Source organism: Curtobacterium sp. MCBD17_003 (genome assembly GCF_003234885.2).
Classification (GTDB): Bacteria; Actinomycetota; Actinomycetes; order Actinomycetales; family Microbacteriaceae; genus Curtobacterium.
Genome location: NZ_CP126275.1, coordinates 965643 through 981126 on the forward strand (window position 1 = coordinate 965643; position 15484 = coordinate 981126).

Genomic DNA, 15484 nt, shown 5'->3' on the forward strand with positions numbered 1-15484 from the left:
CGAGCACCACCCGGGCCGTCCGGCCCCGTCGCAGCGCTGCGGCACCACGACCCCCACACCCCGTACGGAAAGGCACCCACATGCCCAAGCAGAAGACCCACTCCGGGTCCAAGAAGCGCTTCAAGATCACCGGCTCCGGCAAGATCATGAAGCAGCAGGCTGGTATGCGTCACAACCTCGAGGTCAAGGCCGCCAAGCGCAAGGCCCGCCTCAACGAGGACCAGGTCCTCGCGAAGGCCGACGTCAAGGCCGTCAAGAAGCTCCTCGGCCACTGATCGGCCCTCGCCGACCATCGCCGACCCGGAACGTTAGGAAACCACCATGGCAAGAGTGAAGCGGGCGGTCAACGCCGCCAAGAAGCGTCGCGTCGTTCTCGAGCGCGCCGAGGGCTACCGCGGTCAGCGGTCGCGCCTGTACCGCAAGGCGAAGGAGCAGGTCACCCACTCCCTCGTCTACGCGTACCGCGACCGCCGCGCCAAGAAGGGCGAGTTCCGTCGCCTCTGGATCCAGCGCATCAACGCCGCGTCGCGCGCGAACGGGCTGACCTACAACCGCCTCATCCAGGGCCTCGGGCTCGCGGGTGTCGAGGTCGACCGCCGCATCCTCGCCGACCTCGCGGTCAACAACCCGGAGACCTTCGCGGCGCTCGTCGAGACCGCCAAGAACGCGCTCCCGGCGGACACGTCCGCGCCGAAGGCCGCTGCCTGAGCCATCGCGCACCCGAGCGGGCCCGACCACGTCACGTGGTCGGGCCCGCTCGCTGTTCCGGGGGCGGTCGGGAGGTCCGGTGCGGGCCCGACCCGCGCCTCCCGGCCCGCGCCTCCCGGCCCGCGGCGCACGCGGCTCGGACGGGCGTGACGGCAGTCCCTGCCACACTGGGCGGGTGACCGAACTGCTCGACAACCCCCGCTCCTCCCGCGTCCGGACGGTCGCACAGCTGTCCCGCAAGGAGGTCCGCGCCGAGACGCGGCGGTTCCTGCTCGAGGGGCCCCAGGCAGTGTCCGAGGCCCTGCGCTTCCGGCCCGAGCTGCTCCACGACCTGTTCGCGACCCCCACGGCTCTCGAGCGCCATCCAGAGCTCGGCGAGGCCGCGGCGGCCGCCGACCTCCCGGTCGTGTTCGTGACGGAGCAGGTCCTCGAGGCGATGGCCGACACCGTCACGCCGCAGGGTGTGGTCGCCGTGTGCGAGCAGTTCCCGACGTCGGTCAAGGACGTCTTCCGGCCGGGCGCCGGCGAGGACGCGGGTCTGCCCGGTCTCGTGGCGATCCTCGAACAGGTGCGCGATCCGGGCAACGCGGGCACGATCATCCGTGCCGCGGACGCCGCGGGCGCGCAGGCCGTCGTGATGACCGGGCGGAGCGTCGACCCCTACAACCCCAAGGTGGTGCGGTCGACGACGGGGTCGCTGTTCCACGTCCCCGTGTCCGTCGGTGTCGAGCTGGCCTCGGCAGTGGACCGAGCACGCGCCGCGGGCTACACCGTGCTCGCGGCGGACGTGTCGGGCGACGAACTCCCGGTGGTGCGGAGCGACGGCATGCTCGACGGTCCGACCGCCTGGGTGTTCGGCAACGAGGCCCGCGGACTCACCGCCGCGGACCTGGCCCTCGTCGACCGCGCGGTCCGGGTGCCCATCTACGGCCAGGCGGAGTCGATGAACCTCGCGACGGCGGCGTCGGTCTGTCTGTACGAGAGCGCGTTCGCGCACCGGTCCTGACCGCTGGTGGTCCTCCACCGCCGGGCAGCACACGTCGCTGTCCACGGTCCGGACGGTGTACCGGGAGGCCCGACGCCTGCCCGGTAGGCTTGCGTACCGTGTCAGAACCACTCGAGATCAGCGAGCCGGCGGTCGCCGCTGCCGTGGAGTCGGCACTCGTCGCCGTCCGCGCCGCGACGACGGTCGCGGAGCTCAAGCACGCCCGCGCCGAACACACCGGCGATCAGTCGGTGCTCGCGCGGCTCAACGCGTCCATGCGGACGGTGCCGAAGGAGCAGAAGGCCGAGGCCGGCAAGCTCGTCGGCCAGGCGCGGGCCCGGGTGAACCAGGCGATCGCCGAGCAAGAGGCCGTCCTCGCCGTGGCCGAGGAGCGCGCCCGCCTCGAGTCGGAGCGGGTCGACGTCACGGCGCTGCCGGTGCGCCACCAGCCCGGCGCGCGACACCCGCTGTCGTTGCTGCAGGAGACGATCGCGGACATCTTCGTCGGCATGGGGTGGGAGGTCGCCGAGGGCCCCGAGCTCGAGCACGAGTGGTTCAACTTCGACGCCCTCAACTTCGACCAGGACCACCCCGCTCGCGCGATGCAGGACACGCTGTTCGTCGAGCCGGTCGAGCGGCACCTGCTCATGCGCACGCACACGTCGCCCGTCCAGGTCCGATCGCTCCTGGGGCGCGGTGTGCCGCTGTACGTCATCGCGCCCGGGCGCGTGTACCGGTCGGACGAACTCGACGCGACGCACACGCCCGTCTTCACCCAGGTCGAGGGCATCGCTGTCGACCGGGGACTGACCATGGCGCACCTGCGCGGCACGCTCGAGCACTTCGCGCGGCAGATGTTCGGCGCCGACGCCCAGATCCGGCTCCGGCCCAACTACTTCCCGTTCACCGAGCCCTCCGCCGAGATGGACGTCTGGCAGCCGAACGCCAAGGGCGGCGCGCGCTGGGTCGAGTGGGGTGGGTGCGGCATGGTCAACCCGAACGTGCTCCGCTCGGCCGGAATCGACCCGTCCGAGTACCAGGGCTTCGCGTTCGGCATGGGGATCGAGCGGACGCTGCAGTTCCGCAACGACCTCAACGACATGCGTGACATGGTCGAGGGCGACATCCGCTTCTCGCAGCAGTTCGGAACGGTGGTCTGATGCGCGTCCCACTCCGATGGCTCGGTGAGTCCGTCGACCTGCCCGAGGACGCGACCCTCGAGCACGTCCACGCCGCCCTCGTGTCGGTCGGGTTCGAAGAAGAGGCCGAGCACGCGTTCGACCTGACGGGGCCGATCGTCGTCGGCCGAGTCCTCGAACGCGTGCCGGAGCCGCAGAAGAACGGCAAGACGATCAACTGGTGCCAGGTGGACGTGGGCGAACCGGAACCGCGGGGCATCGTCTGCGGCGCGCACAACTTCGACGTCGGTGACCTCGTGGTCGTCACGCTGCCTGGTGCCGTGCTGCCCGGTCCGTTCCCGATCGCCGCCCGGAAGACGTACGGACACGTGTCCGACGGCATGATCGCCTCCGCCCGCGAGCTCGGCCTCGGCGAGGACCACGACGGCATCCTCCGCTTCGCGGACCTCGGCATGGAGCCCGAGGTCGGCGCGGACGCCATCGCGCTCCTCGGGCTCGACGACGCCGCGGTCGAGATCAACGTCACCCCCGACCGCGGGTACGCGTTCAGCATCCGCGGCGTGGCGCGCGAGTACGCCCACGCCACGGGGGCGACCTTCCACGACCCCGCCGAGCGTCCGGCTCCGCGGTCGGGTGACGGCTTCGCGGTCACCATCGCGGACGACGCACCGATCCGCGGCAACGTGGGCGCCCGGACCTTCGTGACGCGCGTGGTCCGCGGCATCGACCCGACCCGCCCGACGCCCGCCTGGATGATCGCGCGGCTCCGACTCGTCGGCGTCCGGAGCATCTCACTGCCGGTGGACATCACGAACTACGTGATGTTCGAACTCGGCCAGCCCCTGCACGGCTACGACCTCGGCGCGCTGCAGGGCGGGCTCACCGTCCGCCGCGCGACGCCGGGCGAGACCCTCGTGACCCTGGACGACGTCGAACGCCGACTCGACCCCGAGGACCTCGTCATCGCCGATGACGCCGGCCCGGTCGGGCTCGCGGGCGTCATGGGCGGCGCGCGCACCGAGATCGGAACGCGGACGACCGACGTCCTCATCGAGGCCGCCGGATTCGATCCGGTGTCCATCGCTCGGTCGGCCCGTCGGCACAAGCTCCCGAGCGAGGCCTCGAAGCGGTTCGAGCGGGGTGTGGACCCCCTCGTGGCCGAGGCTGCGGCGGCCCGCGCCGTCGAGCTCCTCGTCGAGCTCGCGGGTGGCACCGCGGACGACCTCGGATCGACGCTCGTCGATCGCTCGCCCCGCCCGGCGGTGTCGATGCGTCTCGATGCGCCCGAGTCCGTCGTCGGCGTGGCCTACACCGAGGCCGAGGTCGTCGAGACCCTCCGGTCCGTCGGCGCCGAGGTCACGACCGACGCGGACCTGCTCACGGTCACGCCGCCGTCATGGCGGCCGGACCTCGTCGACGACGTCTCGCTGATCGAGGAGGTCGCGCGCATCGTCGGCTACGCGCGGATCCCGAGCGTGCTGCCGGTCGCGCCGCCCGGACGTGGCCTCAGCCGTGCCCAGCGTGCCCGTCGCCGCGTCGTCGCGGCACTCGCGGCCCAGGGCCTGGTCGAGGTCGTGACGGCCCCGTTCGTCTCCACCGCGACGGCTGATGCGTTCCCCGGGATCGACGCGGCCGGCGGTCCGAGCGTCGCACTGGCGAACCCACTCGACAGCGAGCTGCACCTGCTCCGTCGTTCCGGTCTACCCGGGCTCGTCGACATCGCCCGTCGCAACACGGCGCGAGGCCTCGTCGAGGTCGCGGTGTTCGAGGCGGCCTCCGTGTTCCTGCCCGCCGTGGGGGCCGAACTCGGCACGACGACGATCCCGCGCGGTGCGGAGCGTCCCGACGACGCCACCCTCGCCGCGATGACCGCGTCGCTCCCGGCGCAGCCCACCCACGTGTCGGCCCTGCTGACGGGGTCGCGGCTCCTCAAGCAGCCCGGTGTGGCGGCCGAGCCGTACGGCGTCGCCGACGCGCTCGACGTGGCGCGGACCGTCGCGTGGGCGGTCGGCGCCGAGCTGACCGTCGCGCAGACGGAACACCCGTCGATGCATCCCGGCCGTGCGGCCCTGGTGTCGGTCGGCGATCACCCCGTCGGCGTGGTCGGCGAGCTCCTCCCGTCGACGACGGCCGACGCCGACCTGCCGCGCGTGGTCGCGGTCGTCGAACTCGACCTCGACGCCCTCGTGGCTGCGGCCCCCGCCGCGGTCCTGCCCGAGGCGATCGTCTCCTACCCCGCGGCGACGCAGGACCTGTCCCTGGTGGTCGACGTGGATGTGCCGGCGGGCGCGGTGCTCGACGCCGTCCGCGATGGCGCCGGTCCGCTGCTGGAGTATGCTCGCCTCGTGGACGACTACCGGGGCGCCGGCGTGACGGAGGGACAGAAGTCCCTGACCTTCGCGCTGCGGTTCCGCGCCACGGACCGCACGCTGACCGCCGCCGAGGCCACCGAGGCCCGAGACGGCGCCGTCCGACGTGCCGGCGAGCGATTCGGGGCGACCCTGCGCGACTGATCCACTCGGGATCAGCCTCGCCCGGGGTCGCCGCCTCCGACTCCCTCGACCGAAGTCCGATCATCAAGGTGGAACCCATGTCCGTATCCGTCGCCGTGGCGGGAGCCAGCGGCTACGCGGGTGGGGAGCTCCTGCGCGTGCTCTCCGCCCATCCCGAGTTCGACGTCAGGACGGTGACGGCGTTCTCGAACGCCGGACAACCGCTCATCGCGACGCAGCCGCACCTCCGCTCGCTCGCACACCTCACCCTGACCGAGACCACCCCGGAGCAGCTGCGCGGGCACGACGTCGTGTTCCTCGCGCTGCCCCACGGCCAGTCCGGCGCGATCACCGAGCAGCTCGGGGACGACGCCCTCGTGGTCGACTGCGGTGCGGACCACCGTCTGACGGACCCGGCCGACTGGTCGGCGTTCTACGGCGGTGCGTACCACGGCGCGTGGACGTACGGCCTACCCGAACTCGTGCGGGCCGGCGGATCGGGCGCCGCCGCCAAGCAACGGTCCGAGCTCGTCGGGACGAAGCGCATCGCAGTACCGGGGTGCAACGTCACCGCCGTGACCCTGGGGATCGCGCCCGGGGTCGCCGCGGGCGTCGTGGAGACGGACGACATCGTCGCGGTGCTGAGCGTCGGGCCGTCGGGTGCGGGCAAGAAGCTCGCGACGACCTACCTGGCCGCCGAGATCCTGGGGTCCGCGTCCGCCTACGCGGTCGGGGGCACGCACCGGCACGTGCCGGAGATCCAGCAGAACCTCCGCGTCGCCGGGGCCTCGTCGGTGCGGGTGTCCTTCACACCCGTGCTCGTCCCGATGGCCCGGGGCATCCTCGCGACCACGTCCGCGCGGCTCGCGCCCGGTGTGGGCGCGCACGACGTCCGGCTGGCCTGGGAACAGGCGTACGCCGACGAACCGTTCGTCCACCTCCTGCCCGAGGGCGAGTACCCGCGCGTCGCGGACACGGTCGGTGCGAACACGGCGCTCGTGGGCATCGCGGTCGACGAGGCCGCTCGACGCGTCGTCGCGATCTCGGCGCTGGACAACTTGGCCAAGGGCACGGCCGGTGCCGCTGTGCAGTCCACCAACATCGCGCTCGGTCTGCCGGAGACGCTCGGTCTCTCGATCGACGGAGTCGCCCCGTGAGCGCGGTGACCGACGGGACCGCGGTGCCGTCCCTCCAGGGCGTCACGGCCGCGGCCGGGTTCCGCGCGACGGGCGTGACCGCCGGCTTGAAGCCGAGTGGCAGGCCGGACGTCGCCCTCGTCGTCAACGACGGTCCGTCCGACGCGGTCGCCGCGGTGTTCACGAGCAACCGGGCGAAGGCGAACCCGGTCATCTGGTCCCAGCAGGTCGTCGCGGACGGCGTCGCGCGTGCGGTCGTCCTCAACTCGGGCGGTGCGAACTGCTTCACCGGGTCCTTCGGGTTCCAGACGACGCACCAGACGGCCGAGGCGGTGGCCGACGTCATCGGTGTCGGTGCAGCTGACGTCGTGGTGTGCTCGACCGGCCTCATCGGGGTCGGAGGCGAGGCCTTCCGCGAGGGCGTGCTCCGTGGTGTCGGACTGGCTGCCGCCGGGCTCAGCACCGACGGCGGTCCGGCGGCAGCCGAGGCGATCATCACCACCGACACGCACGCCAAGCAGTCGGTGGTGTCCGTCGACGGCTGGACGATCGGTGGCATGGCGAAGGGCGCCGGGATGCTCGCGCCCGGGCTCGCGACGATGCTCGTGGTGATCACGACGGATGCCGACCTGGCGTCGGACGCGCTGGACCAGGCCCTCCGCGCGGCAACACGCGTCACGTTCGACCGCGTCGACTCCGACGGCTGCATGTCCACGAACGACACGGTCGTGCTCATGGCCTCCGGCGCCTCCGGGACGACCCCCGAGGTCGGTGACTTCCAGGAGGCCCTCACCGCGGTGTGCGCGGACCTCGCGCGTCAGCTTCAGCAGGACGCCGAGGGCGCGAGCCACGACATCGCGATCGAGGTCGTCGGCGCGGCCAGCGAGGACGACGCGGTGACGGTCGGGCGCAGCGTCGCCCGCAACAACCTGTTCAAGGCCGCCGTGTTCGGCAACGACCCCAACTGGGGGCGGGTGCTCGCGGCGATCGGCACGACAGACGCCGAGTTCGACCCGTACGCGGTCGACGTCAGCATGAACGGGGTCCGCGTGTGTCACGCCGGTGCTCCGGACCGCCCGAGCGACCAGGTCGACCTGACGCCGCGCGACACGCACGTGCACATCGACCTCGGGGTCGGCCCCCACGCGGCGACGATCCTGACGAACGACCTGACGCACGACTACGTGCACGAGAACAGCGCGTACTCGAGCTGATGGCGAACGGAACACACGTGGACAACGACGGACTCCTCACCGAGGACCAGGAACTCGCCGCGGTCAAGGCCGCCACGCTCATCGAGTCGCTGCCCTGGATCAAGCGCTACTCCGGCAAGGTCGTCGTCGTGAAGTTCGGCGGCAACGCGATGGTGAACGACGACCTCAAGCGCGCGTTCGCCGAGGACATGGTCTACCTGCGCTACGCGGGGCTCCACCCGGTGGTGGTGCACGGTGGCGGCCCGCAGATCTCGGCCGCGCTCGAGCAACAGGGCATCGCGTCGGAGTTCCGTGGCGGGTACCGCGTCACCACGACCGAAGCGATCACGGTCGTGCGCGACGTCCTGGCCGGTGAGGTCAACCGCGAGATCGTCGACCTGCTCGACGAGCACGGCGCCGGACTCGGGGTCGGCGTGTCCGGCGACGGCGGCTCGTTGTTCTCCGGGCACAAGCGCGGTGTGGTCATCGACGGCGAGGAGTTCGACCTCGGTCACGTCGGCGACATCACCGAGGTCGACCCAACCGAGGTGCTCGCCGCGATCGAGGCCAACCGGATCCCGGTGGTGTCGAGCATCGCGATCGACGAGAGCGATCCGGAGCAGGCCCTCAACGTGAACGCCGACGCCGCGGCGGCAGCCCTGGCGATCGCGCTGCGCGCGTCGAAGCTCATGATGCTGACCGACGTGCCGGGGCTGTACCGGAACTGGCCCGACCGGGACTCCGTGATCGACCTCATCTCGGTCGACGAACTCCGGGAACTCCTGCCGAGCCTCGAGTCCGGCATGATCCCGAAGATGACCGCCTGTCTCGATGCCGTGGTCGCGGGCGTCGGCGGCGCGACCATCATCGACGGCCGTATCCCGCACTCCATCCTCCTCGAGGTGTTCACCCTGCGCGGTGCCGGCACCGAGGTCATCCCCAACGAACGACGCGCGCCCGGACACCTGGCCGCTGCTGACGAACGGAACGAAGCATGAGCATGACGACCCAGACTGGCTGGAACGACCGGTTCGGCGCGTCGCTCATGCGATCGCTGACCCCACCGAAGATCATGCTCGAGCGTGGCCGCGGCTGCCGGGTGTGGGACGTCGACGGCAAGGAGTACCTCGACTTCCTGGCGGGCATCGCCGTGAACTCGCTCGGTCATGCCCACCCCGCGGTGGTCGAGGCCGTGACGGACCAGGCGTCGAAGCTCATGCACGTGTCGAACTACTTCGCCACGCCGCCGCAGCTCGAGCTCGCGGAACGCCTCAAGCGCATCACCGGCGCGGGGGACGCGGGTCGCGTCTACTTCGGTAACTCCGGGGCCGAGGCGAACGAAGCCGCGTTCAAGCTCGCACGGCTGAACAAGGGCGACGGGTCCCGCACGCGGATCCTCGCGTTGCAGAACTCGTTCCACGGACGCACGATGGGTGCCCTCGCGCTCACCGGCAAGCCCGCCCTCCGCGAGGACTTCGAGCCGATGATCCCCGGGGTCGAACACATCGACTCCACCATCGAGGCGCTCGAGGCCGCGATCGACGACCATGTCGCCGCACTCGTGCTCGAACCGATCAAGGGCGAGGCCGGCGTCGTCGACCTGCCCGAGGGCTTCCTCGCGGCGGCGCGAGCGCTGACGGAGCAGCACGGCGCGTTGCTCATCCTCGACGAGATCCAGACCGGCGTGGGACGCACCGGGTCGTGGTTCGCCTTCCAGGGGCACGGGATCACGCCCGACGCGATCACGATCGCGAAGGGCATCGCCGGAGGCTTCCCGATCGGCGCACTCGTCACGTTCGGGTGGGCGTCCGACCTGTTCTCCGCAGGCCAGCACGGGTCCACCTTCGGCGGGAACCCGTTGGCGACGCGGGTCGCGAACGCAGTGCTCGGCGAGATCGAGACCACCGGGCTCGTGGAGGCGGCGCGCGGCAAGGGCGAGCGCATCCGCGCCGGGATCGCAGCCATCGGCAGCCCGCTCGTCGACGAGGTGCGGGGCGAGGGCCTCCTCGTCGGGATCGGACTCACCCGACCCGTCGCCCCCGCGATCAACACGGCCGCGCTCGAGCGCGGGCTCATCGTCAACGCTCCGAACGAGTCATCCATCCGGATCGCACCGCCGCTCATCGTGTCCGACGCCGAGATCGACGAGTTCCTGGTGATCCTCGCGCAGGCGATGGAGGCAGCGGCATGACCCGCCATTTCCTCCGGGACGACGACCTCACCCAGGCGGAGCAGCTCGAGATCCTCGACCTCGCCGCGGCGATGAAGGTCGACCGCTGGGGCGCGAAGCCGCTGGCGGGGCCGCAGAGCGTGGCGGTCATCTTCGACAAGTCCTCCACCCGGACGCGCGTGTCGTTCCACGTCGGCATCAGCGACCTCGGGGGCAGCCCGCTCATCATCTCCACCGCCAACAGTCAGCTCGGCGGCAAGGAGACCCCGTCCGACACGGCGCGCGTGCTCGAACGGATGGTGTCCGCCATCGTCTGGCGCACGTACGCGCAGGCCGGGCTCGAGGAGATGGCCGCCGGGACCACGGTGCCGGTCGTGAACGCGCTGTCGGACGACTTCCATCCCTGCCAGCTCCTCGCGGACCTCCTGACGATCCGCGAGCACCGGGGCACGCTCGCCGGTCAGACGATCGCCTTCGTCGGCGACGGCGCGAGCAACATGGCCCAGTCCTACCTGCTCGCGGGGACGACCGCGGGCATGCACGTCCGTGTCGCGGCCCCCGTCGCGTTCGCACCCGACCGGCAGGTCGTCGCCGACGCCGAGCGCGTCGGCGCGCGGACCGGTGGCTCCGCCCTCGTCGTGACGGATCCCGTCGCGGCGGTGAGCGGTGCCGACGTCGTCGTCACCGACACCTGGGTGTCCATGGGCAAGGAGGACGAGAAGCAAGCGCGCCTCGAGACCTTCGCCGGGTACCGCGTCGACGACGAGCTCATGGCGCACGCCGCCGCCGACGCCGTGTTCATGCACTGCCTGCCCGCCGACCGCGGCTACGAGGTGACCGAAGCGGTCATCGACGGTCCGCGGAGCATCATCTGGGACGAGGCCGAGAACCGACTGCACGCGCAGAAGGCCCTTCTCGCCTGGCTCCTCGACCACGCGGCCGACTGACCTCGGCCCGCGACGAACATCCACCCCGCACCCCGCATCCCCTGAGAAGGAGAACCATGGCAGACCGCGTCGTACTCGCGTACTCCGGAGGGCTCGACACCTCCGTCGGCATCGGATGGCTCAAGGACGCCACCGGCAAGGAGGTCGTGGCACTCGCCGTCGACGTCGGCCAGGGCGGCGAGGACATGGACCGCATCCGTCAGCGCGCGCTCGACTGCGGCGCCGTCGAGTCGATCGTCGTCGACGCCAAGGACGAGTTCGCCGACGACTACCTGATGCCGGCGCTCAAGGCGAACGCCCTCTACCAGAAGCGGTACCCGCTCGTGTCCGCCCTGAGCCGGCCGCTCATCGCGAAGCACCTCGCCCTCACCGCCAAGCAGCTCGGCGCGGACAGCGTCGCCCACGGCTGCACCGGCAAGGGCAACGACCAGGTCCGGTTCGAGGCAGCGGTCGCCGCGATCGCCCCCGACCTGACGAGTGTCGCGCCGGTCCGGGACCTCGCACTCACGCGCGACAAGGCGATCGTGTACGCGCAGGAGCACGACCTGCCCATCGAGCAGAGCAAGAAGTCGCCGTACTCGATCGACCAGAACGTCTGGGGCCGCGCCGTGGAGACCGGGTTCCTCGAGGACCCCTGGAACCCGCCGATCGAGGACCTGTACTCGTACACGCAGGACCCGACGGTCGAGCGCGCCGCGGACGAGGTCACCATCACGTTCGAGCACGGCGTACCGGTCGCGATCGACGGACAGCGCTTCAGCGCACTCCGCATCGTGCAGGAGCTCAACGCACTGGCGGGCAAGCACGGCGTCGGGCGGATCGACGTGGTCGAGGACCGGCTCGTCGGCATCAAGAGCCGCGAGGTCTACGAAGCGCCCGCCGCGATGGCGCTCATCGCGGCGCACGAGGAACTCGAGAGCCTGACGCTCGAACGTGACGTCAACCGCTACAAGCGCGGGGTCGAGTCCGAGTGGGCGAACCTCGTGTACGACGGTCTCTGGTTCTCCGGGCTCAAGCGCAGCCTCGACGCGTTCATCGAGGACACCCAGCAGTACGTGTCCGGTGACATCCGCCTGCAGCTGCACGGCGGCCGTGCGACCGTGACGGGCCGTCGGAGCGAGCAGTCCCTGTACGACTTCGACCTCGCCACGTACGACACGGGCGACACGTTCGACCAGTCGCTGTCCAAGGGCTTCATCGAGATCTGGTCCCTGCCGAGCAAGATCTCCGCTCGGCGCGACCTGGCCAACTGAGGCGGAGCGGCGGCATGGCGGACGAGCAGAGCACGAGCAGGGCCGGCGAAGCCGGCGCGCTGTGGGGCGGGCGGTTCAGCAGCGGTCCCTCCCCGGAGCTCGTCGAACTGAGCAGGTCCACGCAGTTCGACTGGCAGCTGGCGCCGTACGACATCGCGGGGTCGCGGGCACACGCCCGCGCTCTCGCGGTGGCCGGGTACCTGTCCGAGGACGAACTCAGCCGGATGCTGGACGGTCTCGACCGCCTGGACGCTGCGGTCGCGGCCGGCACGGCCCGACCGGGCCAGGACGACGAGGACGTGCACTCGGCGCTCGAGCGTCTGCTCATCGAGGACATCGGGGGCGACCTCGGTGGGAAGCTCCGGGCCGGCCGCAGCCGGAACGACCAGATCGCGACGCTGGTGCGGCTGTACCTGCTCGACCACGCGCGACGGATCGGGCACCTGCTGGTGGACCTCATCGACGCGCTCAGTGCGCAGGCGGACGCCCACCGTGACGCCGTGATGCCCGGGCGCACGCACCTGCAGCACGCGCAGCCGGTGTTGCTCGCGCACCACCTGCTCGCCCACGCTTGGCCGCTGGTCCGTGACCTCGAGCGCTTCCGTGACTGGGCCTCCCGGGCATCCGCGTCCCCCTACGGCGCGGGTGCGCTCGCCGGGAGCTCACTCGGTCTCGATCCCGCCGCGGTCGCGGCAGACCTGGGATTCGCTCGCCCCACCGAGAACTCGATCGACGCGACGGCGTCGCGCGACGTCGTGGCGGAATTCGCCTACGTCACCGCGCAGATCGGGATCGACGTGTCGCGGCTGGCCGAGGAACTCATCGTCTGGAACACGAAGGAGTTCGGCTTCGTGCGGCTGCACGACGGGTTCTCGACCGGGTCGAGCATCATGCCGCAGAAGAAGAACCCGGACATCGCGGAGCTCGCGCGCGGCAAGAGCGGCCGCCTCATCGGCAACCTCACCGGGCTGCTCGCGACGCTCAAGGGACTCCCGTTGGCGTACAACCGCGATCTCCAAGAGGACAAGGAGCCGGTGTTCGACTCCGTCACGCAACTCGAGGTGCTGCTCCCGGCGTTCACCGGCATGGTCGCGACCGTCGAGTTCGACACGCAGCGCATGGCGACGCTCGCGCCGCAGGGGTTCTCCCTCGCGACGGACGTGGCCGAGTGGCTGGTGCGCCGCGGTGTGGTGTTCCGTGACGCGCACGAGATCTCGGGTGCCTTGGTGCGCTTCTGCGAGGAGCGCGGCCTCGAGCTCGACGAACCGAGTGATGCGGATTACCGGTCCGTCTCCGAACACCTGACCCCGGACGTCCGCTCGGTCCTGACCGTCGAGGGGAGCGTCGCCAGTCGCGCTGGTGCCGGAGGGACGGCACCGGAGCGCGTCGCCGAACAGGTCGTGGCCCTCACCGCTCGGATCCGATCGCTGACCGAGGCGGCGCCGCTCGCGTGATCGACGAGGCGGGGGTGCTCGGTGAGCCCGCGCTGGCGGCTGCTCCCGCACTGCTCGGTGCGACCATCACCGGTCGCGGCGTGACCGTGCGCATCACCGAGGTCGAGGCCTACATGGGCGAGACCGACCCCGGGTCGCACGCGTTCCGCGGTCCGCGGCAGCGCAACCGCCACCTGTTCGGTGCGCCAGGGACCCTGTACGCCTATCGCTCGTACGGCATCCACACCTGCCTCAACGTCGTCAGTGGACCGGACGGATTCGCCTCCGGGTCGTTGCTGCGCGCGGGCGCGGTGGTCGAGGGCGTCTCGCTTGCGCGGGAGCGACGCGGTGACCGCGTGCCCGACGTCGGTCTCGCCCGCGGGCCGGGCAACCTCGGTCAGGCGCTCGGCGCGATGCTCGCGGACGACGGTTCGAGCGTGCTCGACGGCCGCGGACCCTACGTCCTCCGCTTCGCCGACGGACTGGAGGAGCGACTCGCCTCGTCGACGACCGCGCTCCTCGACGAATCCCTCGCGGACGGCAGACCGCGGATCTCCGTCGGCCCGCGGGTCGGTGTCGGGGGCGTGGCGGGAGGGCGCGCGTTCCCTTGGCGATTCTGGTTGACGGGCGAACCGACCGTGTCCTCGTACCGGCGCCATCCCCAGGCGACGGACTGAGCGCAGTCGGGTGGGCGACGCGCACTACGATGACGGGGTGCCCAGCGATACCGTTCCCGAGGTCCTGACGCGCCAGCAGAACGACCCGTCCTTCGACTCGATCTGGGACGAACTGCAGTGGCGCGGGCTCGTCCACGTCTCGACCGACGAGACCGCATTGCGGGCAGCGCTCGAAGCCGGTCCGTTGACGTACTACTGCGGGTTCGACCCGACCGCGCCGAGCCTGCACTGCGGGAACCTGTACCAGCTCCTGCTCATGCGCCGACTGCAGCTGGCCGGCCACAAGCCGCTCGGCCTGGTCGGTGGGTCCACCGGGCTCATCGGTGACCCCCGACCGACCGCCGAACGGACCCTCAACGACCGCGCGACCGTCGAGGAGTGGGTGACGCGCCTCCGCGCGCAGGTGTCGCGGTTCCTCAGCCCCGACGGCGAGAACGGGCTGCGCATGGTGAACAACCTCGACTGGACGGCGCCGCTGTCCGCCATCGACTTCCTGCGTGACATCGGCAAGTACTTCCGCGTCAACACGATGCTCCGCAAGGACGCGGTGGCAGCTCGGCTGAACTCGGACGCCGGGATCAGCTACACCGAGTTCAGCTACCAGATCCTCCAGGGCCTCGACTACCGCGAGCTCCACCGTCAGTACGGCTGCACGTTGCAGACGGGCGGCAGCGACCAGTGGGGCAACCTGACGAGCGGCACCGAACTGATCCGCCGCACCGAGGGTGCCGTCGTCCACGCGCTCGGGACTCCGCTCATCACGAACTCCGACGGCACGAAGTTCGGCAAGAGCGAGGGCAACGCCGTCTGGCTCGACCCGGAGATGACGACGCCGTACGCGTTCTACCAGTTCTGGCTCAACACGGCGGACGCGGACGTCATCGAGCGGCTCAAGGCGTTCACGTTCCTCTCGCGCGCCGAGATCGAGCGGCTCGAGCACGCGGTGGCGGACGAGCCCTTCCGGCGAGAAGCCCAGCGCGCGCTCGCGTTCGCGGTGACGTCGCTGGTGCACGGCGAAGCGGCGACGCGGGCGGCGATCGAGGCCGCGTCGGCGCTGTTCGGCAACGGTGACCTCGCCGCCCTGGACACGGGGACCCTCCGCGCCGCGATCGCGGAGTTGCCGTCGGTCACGCTCGCACCCGACGTCGACGTCGCACGCGCGCTGGTGGAGACCGGACTCGTCGAGTCCCTCGGCAAGGCCCGGCGTGCGATCGAGGAGGGCGGGGTCTCGGTGAACAACCAGCGAGTCACCGACCCGACTGCGCGCATCGACGCTGATGTCCTGGCCGGGGGAGTGGTCGTGCTCCGGCGCGGGAAGAAGACGTTGGCCGGCGTCACCATCGGCTGAACC

Annotated in this window: 14 protein-coding genes; all 14 read left to right on the forward strand. The window is 71.2% G+C overall.

Translation table 11 applies throughout. The features are described 5' to 3' along the window. Positions 1–80 precede the first annotated feature (80 nt). The 14 genes from rpmI to tyrS all read left to right on the forward strand — a co-directional run bounded on the left by rpmI (position 81) and on the right by tyrS (position 15481). A complete protein-coding gene (rpmI, locus tag DEI88_RS04745) occupies positions 81–275 on the forward strand; it encodes a 50S ribosomal protein L35 (RefSeq protein ID WP_111011130.1) in 195 nt (64 codons plus the stop codon). Positions 276–321: 46 nt separating this feature from the next. Further along, positions 322–708 carry a 50S ribosomal protein L20 gene (rplT, locus tag DEI88_RS04750; RefSeq protein WP_111011131.1) on the forward strand — a complete coding sequence of 129 codons (387 nt, stop codon included), beginning with the start codon at positions 322–324 and terminating at the stop codon, positions 706–708. A 184-nt stretch (positions 709–892) separates the two neighbouring features. Continuing rightward, entirely contained in the window at positions 893–1714 is an 822-nt protein-coding gene (locus tag DEI88_RS04755; protein ID WP_111011150.1) for a TrmH family RNA methyltransferase, read from the forward strand. Positions 1715–1812: 98 nt separating this feature from the next. Then, on the forward strand, positions 1813–2853 hold the full coding sequence (gene pheS, locus DEI88_RS04760) for a phenylalanine--tRNA ligase subunit alpha (RefSeq protein WP_111072317.1): 1041 nt from the start codon (positions 1813–1815) through the stop codon (positions 2851–2853). Beyond that, a complete protein-coding gene (pheT, locus tag DEI88_RS04765) occupies positions 2853–5345 on the forward strand; it encodes a phenylalanine--tRNA ligase subunit beta (protein WP_111072316.1) in 2493 nt (830 codons plus the stop codon). The genes pheS and pheT overlap by 1 nt, the downstream gene beginning before the upstream one ends. Positions 5346–5422: 77 nt before the next feature. Further along, a complete protein-coding gene (gene argC / locus DEI88_RS04770) occupies positions 5423–6481 on the forward strand; it encodes an N-acetyl-gamma-glutamyl-phosphate reductase (RefSeq protein WP_111011134.1) in 1059 nt (352 codons plus the stop codon). Then, the gene (gene argJ / locus DEI88_RS04775; protein WP_258375128.1) at positions 6478–7674 is read left to right on the forward strand and encodes a bifunctional glutamate N-acetyltransferase/amino-acid acetyltransferase ArgJ; all 1197 of its coding nucleotides are present in this window, start codon (positions 6478–6480) and stop codon (positions 7672–7674) included. The genes argC and argJ overlap by 4 nt, the downstream gene beginning before the upstream one ends. Then, positions 7674–8651, forward strand: a complete 978-nt coding sequence (gene argB / locus DEI88_RS04780) for an acetylglutamate kinase (protein ID WP_111049626.1) — start codon at positions 7674–7676, stop codon at positions 8649–8651. The genes argJ and argB overlap by 1 nt, the downstream gene beginning before the upstream one ends. Continuing rightward, positions 8648–9844: an acetylornithine transaminase gene (locus DEI88_RS04785; RefSeq protein WP_111011136.1), complete on the forward strand. Its 1197-nt coding sequence runs from the start codon at positions 8648–8650 to the stop codon at positions 9842–9844. The genes argB and DEI88_RS04785 overlap by 4 nt, the downstream gene beginning before the upstream one ends. Continuing rightward, complete coding sequence (gene argF, locus DEI88_RS04790) at positions 9841–10770, forward strand: ornithine carbamoyltransferase (protein ID WP_111072315.1); 930 nt, start codon at positions 9841–9843, stop codon at positions 10768–10770. Before DEI88_RS04785 ends, argF begins: the two co-directional genes overlap by 4 nt. 56 nt (positions 10771–10826) lie before the next feature. Beyond that, complete coding sequence (locus tag DEI88_RS04795) at positions 10827–12023, forward strand: argininosuccinate synthase (protein WP_111011138.1); 1197 nt, start codon at positions 10827–10829, stop codon at positions 12021–12023. 14 nt (positions 12024–12037) lie between these two features. Further along, on the forward strand, positions 12038–13477 hold the full coding sequence (gene argH, locus DEI88_RS04800) for an argininosuccinate lyase (protein WP_111013996.1): 1440 nt from the start codon (positions 12038–12040) through the stop codon (positions 13475–13477). Continuing rightward, entirely contained in the window at positions 13474–14133 is a 660-nt protein-coding gene (locus DEI88_RS04805) for a DNA-3-methyladenine glycosylase (protein WP_258370218.1), read from the forward strand. The genes argH and DEI88_RS04805 overlap by 4 nt, the downstream gene beginning before the upstream one ends. A 37-nt stretch (positions 14134–14170) precedes the next feature. Beyond that, the gene (gene tyrS, locus DEI88_RS04810) at positions 14171–15481 is read left to right on the forward strand and encodes a tyrosine--tRNA ligase (protein ID WP_111037315.1); all 1311 of its coding nucleotides are present in this window, start codon (positions 14171–14173) and stop codon (positions 15479–15481) included. Positions 15482–15484 lie beyond the last annotated feature (3 nt).